Here is a 16,894-nt window from a genome sequence, read left to right as displayed (position 1 = left end):
ATGGATCCGTCCCTGGTCCGCAAGGAAAGCGGGCTGGGCAAAGGGTATCATTTGGTCCTTTCCCACATCAGTGTCTGGCGCCCGAACCGTTACCGGTACCGGTTCACCATAGACTCCGACCGACACTAGGCTGCCGTAATGCTGGACCTGGATATTTCCGAATTTTTTGATGAAGATGGGCCCTTGGCCACGGCCATGCCCGGCTACAAGCCACGCCCGTCGCAGGTGGAGCTGTCGCAAGCCATCGGCGACGCCATCCAGGACCGCGCCACGCTGGTGGCCGAAGCGGGCACCGGTATCGGCAAGACCTGGGCCTATCTGGTGCCCGCCTTCATCCAGGGCGGCAAGGTGCTGATTTCCACCGGCACCCGCACGCTGCAAGACCAGTTGTTCGCGCGCGATCTGCCGCGCGTGCGCGCCGCGCTGGCCGCGCCCGTGACCGCCGCCTTGCTCAAGGGCCGCGGCAACTACGTTTGCCACTATCACCTTGAACGCTTGCAGGGCGACGAACGCGCGCTCAAGTCGCGCACCGAAATCCAGCAACTGCGCCAGATCCAGGTCTTTGCGGGCATTACCAAAACGGGTGACCGCAGCGATCTTGCCCAGGTGCCTGAAGATGCCGACATCTGGCAGCGCGTGACGTCCACGCGCGAAAATTGTCTGGGCCAGGAATGCCCGCGCATTCGCGATTGCTTTGTGGTCAAGGCACGCCGTCAGGCACAAGAGGCCGACGTGGTAGTCGTGAACCACGCGCTCTTCATGGCCGACCTGGTGCTGCGCGAAGAGGGCGTGACCGACCTGCTTCCCGAAGCCGATACCGTCATCTTCGACGAAGCGCATCAACTGCCCGACACCGCCACCCGCTTCCTGGGCAACAGCGTGTCCACGCATCAGCTCATGGACTTCGGCCGGGCCCTGGAAGTGGCCGGCCTGGCGTATGCGCGCGAGGCCGCCAAATGGAGCGACGTCAGCCGGCACCTTGAAACTGCCGCGCGCGAATTGCGCCTGGTCTGTGCGCCGCTGGACCGCATGCCCGGACGCAAAGCCACATTTGAAGCCATTCCCAACCCCGAGGAATTCGACGAGGCCCTGGCCGCCTTGCGCGAGGCCGTGGACGGCGCCACGAAGGCGCTGGGTGCGGTGGCCGAAAAGCACCCGGACTTGATGGCGGCCGCGCGCAGCGGCGCCGAGATCTCGGTGCGACTCAAGCGCTGGGCAACACCCGGGCGGGCAGGAACCGGCTTCGAGGACGAAGGCTGGGGCCGCGATGACCAGGCGCCAGAGGCCGGGCCTGGACTCGCGCCCGACGCAGCGTCGGTTCCAGCGTTGGGTTCCGCGTTGGCCGATGGTCCGTCCACGCCTGCCGCCATACTGGAAGGCGTGGCCGCGGCCGCCGAACAATGGACGGGGCCCGCTGTGCGCTGGGTCGAACACGGCCAACATCATGTGCGCCTGCATTCCGCGCCGCTGTCCGTGGCGCAGGCATTTTCCAAATACCGCAAGCCGGGTCAGGCCTGGATCATGACCTCGGCCACGCTGTCGGTGAACGGTGAATTCACGCACTTCACCAGCCAACTGGGCCTGGAGCGCGCACGCACCGGCAAGTGGGAATCGCCCTTCAACTATCCCGAGCAGGCGTTGCTGTTCGTGCCGCGCGGCATGCCCGAGCCGCAATCGCCGCAGTTCCTGGACCGTTTCGTCGACACGCTGATGCCCTTGCTGGAAGCCAGCCCCGGCGGCACGCTGGTGCTGTGCACGACGCTGCGCGCGGTGGAAAAAGTGGCCACTTTGCTGGCGGATGCCTTCGACGACGCCGGCCACGACTGGCCGCTTTTGAAACAAGGCGAGGGCACGCGCCGTGATCTGCTGGACCGCTTCTGCAAGTTGAAGCATCCGGTATTGGTAGGCAGCGCCAGTTTCTGGGAAGGCATCGATCTGCCGGGTGATGTGCTGACGCTGGTGGCCATCGACAAGCTGCCGTTCGCACCGCCCGACGACCCGGTCATAGAAGCGCGTCTGCGCGCTTGCCGCGCCCAAGGCGGTAACCCATTTTCGGAATATCAGTTGCCGGAAGCCGCTATTTCACTCAAGCAGGGCGCGGGCCGTTTGATCCGCACGGAATCCGATTGGGGAGTGCTCATGGTGGGCGACGCCCGCCTGGTCGAAAAGCCTTACGGCAAGCGCCTGTGGCGCGGCCTGCCGCCGTTTGCGCGCACGCGTGAACTGGAAGAGGTGCTGGCGTTCTACCGGCGCAAGCAGGACGGCGCGGACGCCTAGCGTAGGGCGGTGTTCCACGCGCAAGAAAAAGCCCCTTGGATGTTTTTCCAAGGGGCTTTTCGTTTCCCATGCCGTGAAGCCGGTTGATCGGCGATCAATCAGTCAAACGGGTTCCACCAGTTGCGATCGGCCTGCAGGCCCTTGGTCTTGAATTCGCTGTTGGGGAAGTTCTTGTCGTAGACGCGCTGCGCGTCGTTTTTCAGATCGGTCATGCCCAGCTTGTCGTAGGACTCCACCATCAGATAGAGCGCTTCTTCGGTAGCGGGCGCACCTTCGAAGTCGGTGATGACGGTTTGCGCACGGTTGGCCGCGGCCACGTAGGCGCCGCGCTCGTAGTAGTAACGAGCTACGTACACCTCGTTCATGGCGATGGTGTTCACCAGCCAGGCGACGCGCTTTTCGGCGTCTACCGAATACTTGCTTTCCGGGTAGCGCTTGATCAGTTCATTGAAGGCGTCGTAGGACGCGCGCAGCCCCTTGGGGTCGCGCTCGGCGGGGTCCTGGCCTGTAATGTTGGACATGAACGCGCTGGCCGGCGTGAAGTTGATCAGGCCTTTCAGGTAGAGCGCGTAGTCGGTGCCGGGGTGGTTGGGGTAGAGCTGCTGGAAGCGGTCGATGGCGGCCAGGGCCTGTTCGTTTTCGCCGTCTTTCCAGTTGACGTAGGCCAGTTCAAGCAGGGCTTGCTGGGCGTACACGCCGAAGGGGTAGCGGCTTTCGATGGCGGTCAGGCGTTCGCGTGCTTCCTTCCAGCCTCCGGAGGACATTTCGGCCTTCGCGTCGGCGTAGAGCTGTTCGGCGCTCCAGTTGGTGGTTTTGTCATATTTGGTGTTGGTCGAGCCGCAACCGGCGATGACCAATACGGCAAATAGCGCGATAACCACGCGCAAAACCGGCCCGCTTCGGGATGCGGGGTTCAAGGGAGCTGCGGGGTGGTGAATCACGAGAATCGTATCCTTGGTGTTAGCATGGCAGGCTGATTATATGATTTGTCTCCATGTCTGATACAGCCGCCGGCACAGATCTCGTTTCCGACGACGAATTCCCGGGCCTTCCTGATGAAAATCCCGCCGAAACTCGCGGCGAACCGCAACTTGTAACGGTACCTTCCAGTACCCGCGCCGACCGGCTGGACAAGGTGCTGGCGGGCCTGCTGCCCGACCATTCCCGCAGCCGCCTGCAAGGGTGGATCGAATCCGGCAATGTGCACGTCAACGGCGCCCCCGGCAAGATCCGCCAAACTGTCGGCCCGGGCGACGAGCTCCTGGTCTGGGCCCAGCCCGCCCCCGATGCGCGCGCCTTCACGCCCGAACCCGTTGAATTCACCGTCGTGGACGAAAGCCCAGACTGGATCGTGGTCAATAAGCCCGCAGGGCTGGTCACGCACCCCGGCGCCGGCAACTGGAGCGGCACGCTGCTCAACGGCCTGCTGTATCGCTACCCGGAATTGGCGGCGGTAGCGCGGGCGGGCATCGTACACAGGCTGGACAAGGACACCTCCGGACTCATGGTGGTGGCCCGCAATGAAAAGGCCCAGACGCATCTGGTGCGCCAATTGCAGGCGCGCAGCATGGGCCGCGAATACGTGGCCCTGGCGCATGGCTGGGTAGCGGCGGCCGGCAAGGTCGACCGCGCCATCGGCCGCGATGCCCGCGTGCCCATCCGCATGAGCGTCGAACGCCCGGTCGCGCCCAAACCCGCCATTACCAATTACGCGCCAGCCCGTCGCGGTCAGGTGGACCCGGGCGGCCGCGTCACGGAAGTGGTGTGCCGCCTGGAAACCGGCCGCACGCACCAGATCCGCGTTCACATGGCCAGCCTGGGGCACCCGCTGCTGGCCGACACCATCTACGGCGGCAAGAACATTGCCGGCGCAACGCGCCAGATGCTGCACGCCCGCGCCCTGCATTTCGACGACCCAGGCGGCGGCGGTGACGTGCAGTTTGCCGCCGACATTCCCGCCGACATGGCGCAGGTTCAGGAGACGATTGCATGGACCGCGTGATTGCCAACCTGCCCGTCGTGACTGGCCCGGCATGGCCCGGCGTCAGGTATTTCTGCACCACCCGCGCTGGTGGCGTGGGGGTGGCGCCGCACGACACCCTGAACCTGGGGCTGCGCGCGGGCGACGACCCCGCCACCGTGGCCGAGAACCGGCGCCGAGTACGCGCCGCCGTGCCGGCCGATCCGCTCTGGCTGCGCCAGGTGCACGGTAGCGAAGTCGTGGACGCCGATTCCCCCGACCTGCCCGATGAACCCGCGCTGGACGCCAGCGTGACCTCGCAACCGGGCCGGGTACTGGCCATCATGGTGGCTGACTGCCTGCCCGTCGTTATCGCCGATGCGCACGGCAAGGTGCTGGGCGCGGCGCACGCCGGCTGGCGGGGCTTGGCGGGTGGCGTGTTGGAACATACGCTGGCGGCCATGCGCGCCAAGGCGCCGGCGGCCGCAGGCTGGCGCGCCTGGGTCGGCCCCGGCATCGGTCCGCAGGCCTTCGAAGTGGGGCAGGATGTGCTGGACGCCTTCACGGCGGACGATCCCGCCACCGCGCGCTACTTCACGCCACGGCCGGGCCTGCCCGGCAAATGGTTGGCCGACCTCGCCGGTTTGGCGGATTTCCGCCTGCGCCGCGCCGGGGTAAAAGAGGTGTCCTTGAGCGGGATGTGCACGGTGTCGCAAGCGCAGCGCTTTTTTTCTTACCGCCGCGACACCGAAACCGGACGCATGGCGTTGCTGGCCTGGCTCGACCCGGTTTGATCTGGCGCAAGGCTGTTGCGGAAGGCTTGAACCCCTGCCGCGAAACTCCTTGTATACCCGCATTGACAGTGATGGACCCGGAATGCAACATCAATTGAGCAGTGTCGATAACAAGGTGTGGAAGTGAACGCCAATCTCTCCGCAGGTCCCATTCCGGTGAGCGTGGCACCGGAAATCCTGGCCGACATTCAGGCCGAATTCTCTCGCGAATGGCAGCGCCTTTGTGACGACGCCCGGCGCGGCGCGCTCGTGCCCCCGGCCGACCGCCGCTTCGCCGGCGATGCCTGGGCCGCCAACAACTCGCACCTGCTTCTTGCGCATACCTACCTGCTGTCGGCGCGCGCCATGCAGCGCATGGTCGACGCGGCCCAGGTCAGCGAACCCATGCGCAACCGGCTGCGGTTTTCCATCATGCAATGGGTCGATGCGCTGTCGCCGTCGAACTTCCTGGCCTTGAATCCGGACGCCCAGCAATCCATTGTGGAAAGCGCCGGTCGCGCCCTGAACGAAGGCCTGGCCAACCTGTTGGGCGACGTCAAGAAAGGCCGCATCACCCAAACCGACGAATCGCAATTCGAGATCGGCCGCAACGTGGCGGTGACGCCCGGCGAAGTGGTGTTCGAAAACAAGCTGTTCCAACTGATCCAATACGCGCCCTCGACGGCCACGGTGCACGAGCGCCCGCTGGTGATCGTGCCGCCGAACATCAACAAGTTCTACATCCTGGATCTGCAGCCCGAGAATTCCTTCGTGCGCTATGCGGTCGAGCAGGGCTACACGGTGTTCCTGATTTCGTGGCGCAACCCGGTGGCCAGTGATGACGACGGGGTGGACCGCGCCACCTGGACCGATTACCTGGACGACGCCGTGCTGCAAGCGCTGCGCGTGGCCAGCGACATCACCAAGCAGCCTAAGGTCAACGCGCTGGGCTTCTGCGTGGGCGGCACGATGCTGGCCTCGGCGCTGGCGCTGGCCGAGGCGCGTGGCGAACACCCGGTGGCCTCGCTGACCTTGCTGACCTCGCTGCTGGACTTCCACGACACCGGCATCCTGAACGTCTTTGTCGACGAAGCCCATGCGCTGCTGCGCGATCATCAGCTTGGCAATGGCGGGCTGATGCCTGGCCGCGACCTGGCCACCACGTTCTCGTTCCTGCGGCCTAATGAGCTGGTCTGGAACTACGTGGTCGGCAACTACCTGAAGGGCCAGAAGCCGCCGCCGTTCGACCTGCTGTTCTGGAATGGCGACAGCACCAATCTGCCAGGGCCGTTTTTTTCCTGGTATTTCCGCAATACCTATCTAGAGAACAATCTGAAAGTGCCGGGTCGCGCGCAAGCCGCCGGCATGCCGCTGGACCTGACGCGCCTGACCATGCCGGCCTATATTTTCGGCTCGCGTGAAGACCACATCGTGCCGTGGGTGTCGGCCTATGCGTCCACGCAATTGCTGCGCGGACCCCAGCGTTTCGTGCTGGGGGCGTCGGGCCACATCGCGGGGGTGGTGAATCCGCCCGCCAAGAAGCGCCGCAGCTACTGGGTGGCCGACAAGCTGGGCCAGAAGGGCCATGAGATGCCGGGCGATCCAAATGCCTGGTTCGCGCAAGCCACGGAACAGGCCGGCAGTTGGTGGCCGGACTGGACGGCCTGGCTGGCGGACCATTCCGGCAAGCAGGTCAAGGCGCGTACAAAATTAGGCAATGCCAAGCACCAGCCGATCGAGCCGGCGCCTGGCAGGTATGTAAAGGTCAGGGCAGCCTGAAACCGCACGACGCGGTTTGCCCGGGATCAAGAAGAAAGTTAATCAACGAGGCGTCCGTCGCACACAGGAGGAAGTCCAATGAGCGGAAAACTGGCTTACGTAACAGGCGGGATGGGCGGTATCGGCACCTCTATTTGCCAGCGCTTGGCCAAGGATGGCTTTCGCGTAGTGGCAGGTTGCGGCCCGAGCCGCAACTACCAGCAATGGCTGGATGAGCAAGCTGCGCAGGGCTACACGTTCCACGCATCGGTGGGCAACGTATCGGACTGGGAATCCACGGTGAAGGCCTTCGAGAAGGTCACGGCCGAACTGGGCGGCGTCGACGTGCTGGTCAACAACGCGGGCATCACCCGCGATGGCCTGTTCCGCAAAATGAGCGCCGACGACTGGCGCGCGGTGATCGACACCAATCTGAACAGCCTGTTCAACGTGACCAAGCAGGTCATCGAGGGCATGGTTGAACGGCAGTGGGGGCGCATCATCAACATCAGCTCGGTAAACGGGCAGAAGGGCCAGTTCGGCCAGACCAACTATTCCACGGCCAAGGCCGGCATTCACGGCTTCACCATGGCGTTGGCGCAGGAAGTGGCCAGCAAGGGCGTCACGGTCAACACCATTTCGCCTGGCTACATCGGCACCGACATGGTTCGCGCCATCCGCCCCGAAGTGCTTGAAAAGATCGTGGCCACCATTCCGGTGCGCCGCCTGGGCACGCCCGAGGAAATCGCGTCGATGACGTCGTGGTTGGCATCGGACGAGTCCGGTTTTTCCACCGGAGCGGACTTCTCGCTCAACGGCGGCCTGCACATGGGCTGACGGCTAGCGGGCCGCCCCCCGGCGGCCCAAGGCGCGGGAAGGCCTCGGGGAGAGGGCCTTCCGGCATTACACTCCACCTTATTCGAAGTCTTAGAGATCGCCCGATCCGGGGACACACATGACGCAAGCACAAACCGGCGCCAGCCTGCGCCTGATTAAAAAATATCCCAACCGTCGCCTATACGACACCCGGACCAGCACCTACATCACTCTGGCAGATGTCAAGCAACTGGTTCTGGCCAACGAAGAATTCCAGGTGGTCGACGCCAAGAGCGGTGAAGACCTGACGCGCAGCATCCTGCTGCAGATCATCCTGGAAGAAGAAAGCGGCGGCATGCCCATGTTCTCGTCGAACATGCTGTCGCAGATCATCCGTTTTTACGGACATGCCATGCAGGGCATCATGGGTTCTTACCTTGAGAAGAACATCCAGGCCTTCATGGAAATCCAGACGCGCATGGCGGAACAGTCCAAGGGGCTGTACGGCAGCCAGTTCGGACCGGAAGCCTGGACGCAGTTCATGAACGTGCAAACGCCCATGCTGCAAAACATGATGAACAACTACATCGACCAGAGCAAAAACCTGTTCGTGCAGATGCAGGACCAGATGCAGGACCAGACGCGCGCGATGTTCTCGACGTTCCCGTTCACGCCTGGCAGCACGCCGGGCCAGGGCCGCAAGTAAGCGTCGACAGGCTAGGGCGCATTCTCGCCCTTGGCTCCGCCAGCAGCCGGTATGGCATCTGCCTTGCCGGCTTTTTTGTGGCGGTTTTCTGCCTTGAGCAAACGCAATGAACTGATGCATTCCGGGCCTTTCGGTTCAGGGTGATGTCAGTTTTTTTCGTTACATTAATGCAAACGGTTCTTGTTTATGTTTATCGAACCGCCATTCATTTGAGTCTCAAGGATTACCCACATGATCAAGAAAGCCTTGGCGCTGGCCATCGTCGCCCTGAGCGTGTCTGCCGCGAATGCGGCTGAATACCCCATCGGCAAGCCGGCAGAAAAGGGCGGCATGGAAATCGGCGCGGTGTACCTGCAGCCGATCGAAATGGATCCGCCCGGGATGATGCGTCCCGCCAAGGATTCGGATGTCCACCTTGAGGCTGATATCCACGCCACTGCCGGCAACAAAACCGGCTTTCCCGAAGGCGAGTGGGTGCCGTATCTGGTCGTGAATTTTGAAATCCAGAAGGTCGGCAGCCAGAACGTGCAGAAGGGCACCTTCATGCCCATGGTGGCCAACGACGGCCCGCACTATGGCGACAACGTCAAGCTGGAAGGCCCCGGCAAGTACAAGCTGAAGTACACGATCCTGCCGCCGTCCCAAAACAAGATGGCCCACTTCGGCCGCCACATCGACAAGGAAACCGGTGTGGGTCCGTGGTTCGAGCCCTTTGAACTGGACTACGAATTCGTCTACGCCGGTACCGGCAAGAAGGGCGGATATTGATCGTGCGCCGCCTGCATCGCCTGATTGCCGCCGGTTTGATCGGCCTGGCCAGCCTGGCCGGCATGGCGCCCGCGCAGGCGGCCGAACTGCCGACGTTCACGCTCAGGTTCAAGCCGGACGGCACGTTCGAGCCGGCCACCCTGGAGGTGCCCGCCGGCCGTTTCAAGATTGAACTCATCAACGAAAGCAACGAGCCGGTGGAATTCGAGAGCATTCCATTGCGCAAGGAAAAAGTGTTGGGTCCGGGGGTGAAGTCCTTCGTGGTCATCACCATTTCCCGCCCTGGCGAATATCCCTTCTTTGATGACTTTCACCAAGCCGTGAAAGGCACCCTGGTCGTCAAGCCCAAGGAATAAGCGGTAGCTACACATGGAACAGGTTCTATTTATTGTCTGGCGTGAAAGCGTCGAAGCGTTGCTGGTGGTGGGTATCTTGTATACCTGGCTGCGCGCCACGCCCGAAGGCAAGCGCGGGCTGAACTACCTGTGGGGCGGTGTCGCGGCGGGCCTGGCGCTGGCGGTGGCCTTGGCGTTGGTGTTGCTGGGCGTGTCGTCCTGGCTTAGCGACGAAGGCCAGGAATGGTTTCAGGCCATCATGTCGCTGGCGGCCTGCGCGCTGGTTGTGCAGATGGTCGTGTGGATGAAAAAGCACGGCCGCACCTTGAAGAGCGAACTGGAAAGCGGCGCGCGCAGTTCGGTTGCCAACGACAACTGGTGGGGCCTGTTCGTGCTGGTGGCCATTGCCGTGGCGCGCGAAGGCAGCGAGACGGTGGTGTTCCTGTACGGCACCGTGTCGGCGGGCGAAGGCGGCAGCGACATGCTGATGCTGGCCCTGGCCGGTGTGGCCGGCTTTGCGGTGGCCTTGCTGACGTTCTGGCTGCTGCAACTGGGCGGCAAGCTGATCACGTGGCGCCGCTTCTTCCGCGTGACCGAAATCCTGCTGCTGCTGCTGGCCGGGTCCCTGCTGGTTGGTGGCCTGGACCACCTGATTTCGCTGGACGTGCTGCCGACGATTATCGACCCCGTGTGGGATAGCTCGTGGCTGTTGGACGACAGTAGCGGCGTGGGCAAGGTGCTGGCGGACTTCGCGGGCTACCGCGCCTTCCCGGCCCTGACCTCGGTCTTGCTGTGGGTGGCTTACTGGGTCGTGGTCTGGGCGCTGTTGCGCTGGGTGGGCGACAAGCCCGCTCGGGTGCCTACCCCGGCCCCGTCCCGCAATGCATCCTGATTCCGACGTGATGCCGGACTGAATAATGAAGGTTTGATCATGGCTGCTGTACTCGGGAGGGCGACCTCCCGGATCGCCGATTTTCTTCGTGACCATGCCCCGCTGTTGCGCAAGCTGCAGTGGGGCATTGTTGCGTTGTACGCGTTCCTGTTGATCGTGCCCGCGATCATGCCATTGCCCGATAACGCGGCATCGGTGTTCAACAACCTGACCATCGTCGCGCAGTTTGCGTTCTGGGGCGTATGGTGGCCGTTCGTGTTGATATCCATGCCCATCCTGGGCCGCGCCTGGTGCGGCTGGCTGTGCCCCGAAGGCATGCTGACCGAGTGGGCCAGTGAGCGCGGGCAGGGCCGCGCCATTCCGAAATGGATGCGCTGGGGCGGCTGGCCTTTCGTGGCCTTCGCCCTGACCACGGTCTACGGTCAGCTTGTCAGCGTCTATCAATACCCGCTCGCCGTGCTGGTGGTGCTGGGCGGGTCCACCGTGGCGGCGATGATCGTGGGGTGGCGCTACGGCCGCAGCAAGCGCGTGTGGTGCAAGTATCTGTGCCCCGTCAACGGCGTGTTCAATCTGCTGGCCAAGCTCGCGCCCTGGCACTTCAAGGTAGATGAAGAAAAGTGGCGCCATCCGGTCATCCGGATCGAACCCATCAACTGTGCGCCGCTGGTGCCACTGCGTCACATGAAGGGCGCGGGCGACTGCCATGTGTGCGGGCGCTGCAGCGGCTACCGTGGGGCCATCGAACTGACGCCGCGTTCGCCCGAAGAAGAAATCGTGCATGTCGCCGACGGCGACGCCTGGCAGACCGCCTTGCTGTGCTTTGGTTTGATGGGCATCGCCATCGGCGCCTTTCTCTGGAGCGCCAGCCCCTGGTACGTGACGGCCAAGCAATGGGCCGCGACCTGGCTGGTCGAGCGCGACATCCTGTGGCCGTTGATGGACAACGCGCCCTGGTTCATCTTGACGCACTACCCCGACGTGAACGACAGCTTTTCGTGGCTGGACGGCGCGGGCATCCTGATGTTTGTGGTGGGCGCCACCATCATCGTGGGCGGTGCAAGCTTCCTGTCGCTGTGGATCGCGGACCGGCTTGCGCCCGCGGCTGCCGGGGCCGACGCGCCAGCCTGGCGCTGGATTCGTCCGGGCGTGCACAAGTTGGCGCAGGCGCTGATTCCGTCGGCGGGCATCGGCGTGTTCCTGGGCCTGTCCGCCACCACGGTCAACCTGCTCAAGCACGAAGGGGTCCAAGCCGCGTGGGCCGGGCCGGTGCGCTTCACGCTGCTGACGCTGGCCGTGCTGTGGACCCTGCGCCTGTTCGCCCGCCTGCTCAAGCCGCGCGCGGCAAGTGGCGTGCGCAAGCTGGCCGCGTGGATCGTCCTGGCGGCGGGCCTGGCGCCGTTCTGCCTGGCATGGGTGTTTTTCTTTGCGATCTGGTAAGCACTGCTTGATGGCTGGCGGCGGGCCACTGCGATAAAGTGGAACGCCTTGCCGGTCCGCCGGCGCTTTGATGCCTACACGCCAGTCCATGACTTCCTACGCCTTTCGCCTGCTTAACGTCTTTGCATCAACCACCTTCAGCGGCAACCAGCTTTGCGTGTTCGAAGACGCGCGCGGCATGGACGACGCCACGATGCTGAACCTGGCGGCGCAGTTCAATCTTTCCGAAACCACCTTCATCCTGCCGTCTGACAGCGCCGACGCGCGCGTGCGCATCTTCACGCCTGGCTACGAAATGAAGTTCGCGGGACACCCCACGATCGGCACGTCCCAAGTGGTGCGCGAGCTGCGCCAAACGGGCGATGCCTTGACGCTGGAATTTGCCGCGGGCCTTGTGCCGGTGCAAGCACAAGGTGACGCCTGGACATTCACCGCGCCATGCCCGGGTGGCGTCCAGACAGCGACGCCCAAACTGGACCGCGCCGAGATCGCGGCGCTGGTCGGGCTGACCACGGATGACCTTGCGGCCGACCCGATCTGGGTGGACACCGGCGCGGACCAATTGCTGGTGCCCCTGGCCAACGTGGACGCGGTGCGCCGGGCGGCGCCGGACGCATCGAAGCTCAGTCGCTGGCAAGCCAGCAGCCTGGGCCGCAAGACGCTGTACGTGTTTGCGTTTGATGAAGGCAATCTGCGCGATGCTCGCCAGGTGGTGGTGGCGCGCTATTTCTTCGCGAAGGCGGGCGGGGGCGTCGACGAAGATGCGGGCACGGGTTCGGCCTGCGCCAATCTGGGCGGTTGGCTGATCCACCAGCAACGGCCCTTGCCGGCCAGCATTCTGGTGGAGCAGGGCGACCAGATGGGCAGGCCGTGTCGCCTGCTGCTGGACGTGCTGGCCGATGGCCGCATCCAGGTGGGTGGCCGCGCCTTGGAAATCGGACGAGGCACCATCAGTATCTGACGGCGCGTCGGTGGAACCGATACGCCAAAAAAAAACGGCGCCTGTGTCAGCCACAGGCGCCGTACTCTCTCTAGGCCTCGGTATGGAACGGGGCCGTCCTGCTACATGCTCTGGCTTACTTGTTCTTGGCGGCGTCGACCTTGATGTTGTTCTTCACCTGCTTCACGCCTTCAATGCCACGGGTGACCTTGGCAGCGTGATCGGCTTCAGCCGCCGTGCCCACCGTACCAGTCAGCGTCGCAACGCCGTTATTGGTTTCCACAGCGATATCCAGGGCGCTCAATTGCTTGTCGGCAACATAGGCGGCCTTGATCTTGGTGGTGATGGTGGCGTCGGAGGCGTACTCGCCCACCGACTGTTCGGGCTTGCCGTCATTCGCAGCAAAAGCCATGGAAGTGAAGACAGCGCCAGTTCCCAGTGCGGCGGCGGCGATCAGCTTGCGAAATTCCATAGTCGTGCTCCTTGTTTGTATGGTCTGCCGCGAAAAAAGGCGGCGCGGCAGACGATCAACTTTCTTGTGTAGGGGTATGCGTTCTATCGACGTGTTCTATTTCTTTTTCAAGGCGCCGCTCAAGATGGACAAGAGCGCCAGCACCAGGAATACGAAGAACAGGATCTTGGCGATACCCGCGGCCCCGGCGGCAATGCCGCCAAAGCCGAGAACCGCCGCGATGATCGCGATAACGAAGAAAACTACGGCGTAATGCAACATGTCAGCTTCTCCAGTGGTTTCGACCGATCAAGGCGGGGCGGTGTTCAGGGATTGCGATCGAAGAAATCCCGGACTTCCTTTTGCGCTTCTTCCTTGGTCTTGCCGTAGCGCTCTTGGATCAGACCGGCCAGGCGTTCGGCATTGCCTTCCGTGCGGGTCAATTCGTCGTCGGTGAGTTCACCCCAGGCGGCTTTGGCCTTGCCAGTCATTTGCTTCCACTTGCCGGCGATGATGTCGTTGTTCATGGTGACCTCTCTTCTTCTCTGCGTGCGACACAAGGCTTATGGCCTATAAGTCTTGCAGTCGCGGTTGACTAGGACACTGATCAGCTAGCCCCCACCGTACGGGCCGCTCCTGGAGCTGTCAAACCTCGCTGTGGGTAAATGTAACAGCGAAAAAGCGGGTTCCTGGCGCGCTTTCCGACGGAAAAAAGAGCAGGTTGGCGACAGAGCAGGAGTTACATTCCGGCAATGTCTTGTCCCCTTTTGAGCGGGCCTCGTAACGGAAGATGCGGGGCTTTTCGAGACGCGCGGCACTGGTTGGGTTGAGGGTGGGCCGGTATAGTCGTGACGGAACACTCAGTGGTTCGACACTTCATGCTTCATCAACGAAAAAGGAAGGGGCACGCATGACGCAACGACTTTGCAGCGCGATTTTGCTGACGTTGGCCGCCATGGCGGCAGTGGGCTGCACGCACGTGACGGATCGGTACCAGGCCACGGCGCCCACGCAGGCGGTGACCACGCCCAGCACCTGATCGCATCGGCCAAGGCCGTGGGCGGTGCTTGGTATGGCCATGGGCCGTATGGCAGTGGCCGCATGGCGGCATGGCCGGGCAATGCAAACGGGGCGCCTCGGCGCCCCGTTTGCGTTTGCGGCGGTTGAGTTACCGCGTGGGTCTATCCACCGTGGCCCAGGGCTACGGTTGCGCGATGCGCTTGGCGATATGGTCCAGCGCCTCTTCCACCTGGTCCACCAGGATCAGGCACAGATCCCCGGCTTGCAGCCGCGCCAAGGCGGTGTCGATAGCCAGGAATTCGCCGTGGATCTCTTCAATGTGCCGCACGCGCGGGGCGCCGACCAGGCCTTCCTGCAACAACGCCAGCACTTCGCCGTCGGCGCGTCCGCGTTGGCATTGGTCTTGGTAAAGCAGCACGTCGTCAAACGCCGCACCCAGGATTGCCGTCTGCATGCGGATGTCTTCGTCGCGGCGGTCGCCCGCCCCGCTGATGACCACTGAACGGCGCTTGGCGGGCATGGCGTCCACCGCACGCACCAGGGCCAGGATCGCGTCGGGATTGTGGCCGTAGTCCGCAATGACCGTGGCGCCGCGGTAGTCGAACACATTGAAGCGTCCGGGCGCGGTCTGGGCGTCGTTGACGAACGTGGCCAAGCCATGGCGGATGACGTCCAAGTCCAGGCCCAAGGCCCAGGCCGCCGCAATCGACGCCATCGCATTTTCAACCTGGAAGGTGATCGTGCCGTTGCGCGTGAGCGGGATGTCGGACAGCGGAAAGCGCATTTCTTGTGCGCCCTGCGCGGCCACGATCGCGTCGCCGTCGCGGTACACCGAACGCAGGCCCTGCGCGCGGTGCGTGGTCAGCACCGGGTGGTTGCGGTCTTCGGCAAAGTAGGTGATGGAGCCCGGGCAACTGCCGGCCATCTCGGCCACGATGGGGTCGGCGGCGTTTAGCACCGCGGTGCCCGTCGGGTGGACGTGCTGGACGATCACGCGCTTGACCACGGCCAGGTCTTCCACCGTGCTGATGTAGCCCAGGCCCAGGTGGTCACCCATGCCGATGTTGGTGACGATGGCCACGTTGCAGCGGTCAAACGCCAGGCCTTCGCGCAAGATGCCGCCACGCGCCGTTTCGAACACGGCGGCGTCCACGTCCGGGTGCATCAGCACGCTGCGCGCGCTGCGCGGGCCGCTGCAATCGCCCGTGTCGATGCGCAGGTTGTTGACGTACACGCCGTCGGAATTGGTCATGCCGACGCGGTTGCCGGCCGCGCCCATCAGATGGGCGGTCAGGCGCACCGTGGTCGTCTTGCCGTTGGTGCCGGCCACCGCCACCACCGGAATGCGGCCGTCGTCGCCGTCGGCGTACATGTTGGCGATGATGGCTTCGCCCACGGGGCGGCCCTTGCCGAACGAGGGGGTCAGGTGCATGCGCAGCCCCGGCGCCGCGTTCACTTCCACCACGCCGCCATGCTGGTCTTCCAAGGGGAAGAGCACGCTTTCGGCCACCACGTCCACGCCGCAGATGTCCAGGCCGATCATGCGGGCCGCGGACACGGCGCGTGCCGCCATCTCGGGGTGGACTTCATCGGTCACGTCGGTAGCCGACCCGCCGGTACTGAGGTTGGCGTTGTTGCGCAGAAAGATCAGGGTGCCGGGCGCCGGCACGGAATCCGCGTCGAAACCCTGCTTTTGCAGCGTGGCCAGCGCAATGTCGTCAAAGCGGATCTTGGTCAACGATGTGGCGTGCCCATCGCCGCGCAAGGGGTCGGCATTGACCTGGTCAACCAGTTCGCGAATGGTATGCTGCCCGTCGCCCGTGACCTGCGGCGGATCGCGGCGCGACGCCGCCACCATATTGCCGCCCACCACCAGCAGGCGGAAATCGTGGCCGGGAATATAGCGTTCGACGATGACTTCCGAGCTGATTTCCTCGGCAGCCTCGAAAGCCTGGATCACCCGTTCGCGGGTCTCGATATTGACGGCGACGCCGCGTCCCTGGCTGCCGTCGCGGGGCTTGACCACCACCGGGCCGCCGAGCGCTTGCGCGGCTTCCCAGGCTTCTTCGGCCGACGTCACGGAACGGCCCATCGGCACCGGCACGCCAGCGGCGTCCAGCAGCATTTTGGTCAGGTCCTTGTCCTGCGCGATGGATTCCGAGATGGCGCTGGTGCGGTCGGTTTCAGCGGCCTGGATGCGGCGCTGCTTGCTGCCCCACCCGAACTGCACCATGCTGCCTTGCGTCAGCCGGCGATAGGGAATGTTGCGCGCCACGGCGGCGTTCACGATGGACCCGGTGCTGGGTCCCAGGCGCACGTCTTCATCCAGATCGCGCAAGCGCTTGAGCGCATCGGCCAGGTCGAACGGCGTGTCGTCCAGCGCGGCGCGAACGAGCTGCTGGGCCAGTTCCATCGCCAGCAGGCCGACGGCTTCTTCGCTGTATTCCACCACCACCTGGAACACACCGGGCTCGATGGTGGCCGACGTGCGGCCAAAGGTGACCGGGCAACCGGCGTGCGCCTGCATTGTCAGCGCGGCAATCTGCAAGACATGCGCGATGGATACGGCCTCTTGATGCCCTTCGGGGCGCATCAGCCCGATTTGCGGCAGCCGCGCGCGCAGGCGCGCTTCGAACTCGGGCAGGTCGTCGATGGAGCACTCGGCGTCGGCACAAGAAACAATGGCCTCGATCGCCGTGTTCTTGCTCCACAGATTGGGGCCGCGCAGGGCACGGATACGGGAAACTTCCATGGCAGGTGT

General features: G+C 63.9%; 17 protein-coding genes. 12 read left to right on the top strand and 5 right to left on the bottom strand.

The window, feature by feature from the left end; translation table 11 throughout:
* The first annotated feature begins 138 nt into the window (after nucleotides 1-138).
* Nucleotides 139-2,277, top strand: a complete 2,139-nt coding sequence (locus tag WBR68_RS04985; protein ID WP_230693635.1) for an ATP-dependent DNA helicase — start codon at nucleotides 139-141, stop codon at nucleotides 2,275-2,277.
* 98 nt (nucleotides 2,278-2,375) lie between these two features.
* Here the strand turns inward: WBR68_RS04985 and WBR68_RS04980 are convergent, their stop codons facing one another.
* Complete coding sequence (locus tag WBR68_RS04980) at nucleotides 2,376-3,164, bottom strand: outer membrane protein assembly factor BamD (RefSeq protein WP_050447825.1); 789 nt, start codon at nucleotides 3,162-3,164, stop codon at nucleotides 2,376-2,378.
* A 107-nt stretch (nucleotides 3,165-3,271) separates the two neighbouring features.
* Between WBR68_RS04980 and WBR68_RS04975 the strand changes: the two genes are divergently transcribed.
* The 10 genes from WBR68_RS04975 (at nucleotide 3,272) to WBR68_RS04930 (ending at nucleotide 12,683) form a co-directional block, all read left to right on the top strand.
* The gene (locus WBR68_RS04975) at nucleotides 3,272-4,279 is read left to right on the top strand and encodes an RluA family pseudouridine synthase (protein ID WP_230693634.1); all 1,008 of its coding nucleotides are present in this window, start codon (nucleotides 3,272-3,274) and stop codon (nucleotides 4,277-4,279) included.
* Complete coding sequence (gene pgeF, locus WBR68_RS04970) at nucleotides 4,267-5,031, top strand: peptidoglycan editing factor PgeF (RefSeq protein ID WP_230693633.1); 765 nt, start codon at nucleotides 4,267-4,269, stop codon at nucleotides 5,029-5,031. The genes WBR68_RS04975 and pgeF overlap by 13 nt, the downstream gene beginning before the upstream one ends.
* A 123-nt stretch (nucleotides 5,032-5,154) precedes the next feature.
* Entirely contained in the window at nucleotides 5,155-6,789 is a 1,635-nt protein-coding gene (locus WBR68_RS04965; RefSeq protein ID WP_050447917.1) for a PHA/PHB synthase family protein, read from the top strand.
* A gap of 78 nt (nucleotides 6,790-6,867) precedes the next feature.
* Nucleotides 6,868-7,605 carry an acetoacetyl-CoA reductase gene (gene phbB, locus WBR68_RS04960; RefSeq protein ID WP_050447831.1) on the top strand — a complete coding sequence of 246 codons (738 nt, stop codon included), beginning with the start codon at nucleotides 6,868-6,870 and terminating at the stop codon, nucleotides 7,603-7,605.
* A 118-nt stretch (nucleotides 7,606-7,723) separates the two neighbouring features.
* Nucleotides 7,724-8,290, top strand: a complete 567-nt coding sequence (phaR, locus tag WBR68_RS04955) for a polyhydroxyalkanoate synthesis repressor PhaR (protein ID WP_006218172.1) — start codon at nucleotides 7,724-7,726, stop codon at nucleotides 8,288-8,290.
* 231 nt (nucleotides 8,291-8,521) lie between these two features.
* On the top strand, nucleotides 8,522-9,058 hold the full coding sequence (locus WBR68_RS04950; protein WP_050447832.1) for an iron transporter: 537 nt from the start codon (nucleotides 8,522-8,524) through the stop codon (nucleotides 9,056-9,058).
* 2 nt (nucleotides 9,059-9,060) lie between these two features.
* The gene (locus WBR68_RS04945) at nucleotides 9,061-9,414 is read left to right on the top strand and encodes a cupredoxin domain-containing protein (protein WP_050447918.1); all 354 of its coding nucleotides are present in this window, start codon (nucleotides 9,061-9,063) and stop codon (nucleotides 9,412-9,414) included.
* Nucleotides 9,415-9,427: 13 nt separating this feature from the next.
* Nucleotides 9,428-10,285, top strand: coding sequence for an FTR1 family iron permease (locus tag WBR68_RS04940; RefSeq protein WP_230693632.1), 858 nt, complete (start codon nucleotides 9,428-9,430; stop codon nucleotides 10,283-10,285).
* 39 nt (nucleotides 10,286-10,324) lie between these two features.
* Complete coding sequence (locus tag WBR68_RS04935) at nucleotides 10,325-11,722, top strand: 4Fe-4S binding protein (protein ID WP_230693631.1); 1,398 nt, start codon at nucleotides 10,325-10,327, stop codon at nucleotides 11,720-11,722.
* An 88-nt stretch (nucleotides 11,723-11,810) separates the two neighbouring features.
* Nucleotides 11,811-12,683, top strand: a complete 873-nt coding sequence (locus WBR68_RS04930; RefSeq protein ID WP_230693686.1) for a PhzF family phenazine biosynthesis protein — start codon at nucleotides 11,811-11,813, stop codon at nucleotides 12,681-12,683.
* 115 nt (nucleotides 12,684-12,798) lie between these two features.
* Here WBR68_RS04930 and WBR68_RS04925 read toward each other — a convergent pair whose 3' ends face one another.
* The 3 genes from WBR68_RS04925 to WBR68_RS04915 form a co-directional block, all read right to left on the bottom strand.
* A complete protein-coding gene (locus tag WBR68_RS04925; RefSeq protein WP_050447835.1) occupies nucleotides 12,799-13,134 on the bottom strand; it encodes a BON domain-containing protein in 336 nt (111 codons plus the stop codon).
* A 96-nt stretch (nucleotides 13,135-13,230) separates the two neighbouring features.
* Nucleotides 13,231-13,395: a DUF1328 domain-containing protein gene (locus tag WBR68_RS04920; protein ID WP_083447431.1), complete on the bottom strand. Its 165-nt coding sequence runs from the start codon at nucleotides 13,393-13,395 to the stop codon at nucleotides 13,231-13,233.
* A gap of 44 nt (nucleotides 13,396-13,439) precedes the next feature.
* Nucleotides 13,440-13,640 carry a CsbD family protein gene (locus WBR68_RS04915; RefSeq protein WP_050447836.1) on the bottom strand — a complete coding sequence of 67 codons (201 nt, stop codon included), beginning with the start codon at nucleotides 13,638-13,640 and terminating at the stop codon, nucleotides 13,440-13,442.
* 383 nt (nucleotides 13,641-14,023) lie between these two features.
* Between WBR68_RS04915 and WBR68_RS04910 the strand changes: the two genes are divergently transcribed.
* Nucleotides 14,024-14,152 (top strand): hypothetical protein, encoded by a 129-nt coding sequence (locus tag WBR68_RS04910; protein ID WP_255695874.1) that lies wholly within the window; start codon nucleotides 14,024-14,026, stop codon nucleotides 14,150-14,152.
* A 162-nt stretch (nucleotides 14,153-14,314) separates the two neighbouring features.
* Here the strand turns inward: WBR68_RS04910 and cphA are convergent, their stop codons facing one another.
* Nucleotides 14,315-16,885: a cyanophycin synthetase gene (cphA, locus tag WBR68_RS04905; RefSeq protein ID WP_127183792.1), complete on the bottom strand. Its 2,571-nt coding sequence runs from the start codon at nucleotides 16,883-16,885 to the stop codon at nucleotides 14,315-14,317.
* Between the last annotated feature and the right edge of the window lie 9 nt (nucleotides 16,886-16,894).

This window comes from Achromobacter sp. JD-1, assembly GCF_038594925.1.
Lineage (GTDB): Bacteria > Pseudomonadota > Gammaproteobacteria > Burkholderiales > Burkholderiaceae_B > Achromobacter > Achromobacter spanius_C.
The sequence above is the reverse complement of the archived record's forward strand: the minus strand, read 5'-3'. Positions and strand labels throughout refer to the sequence as shown.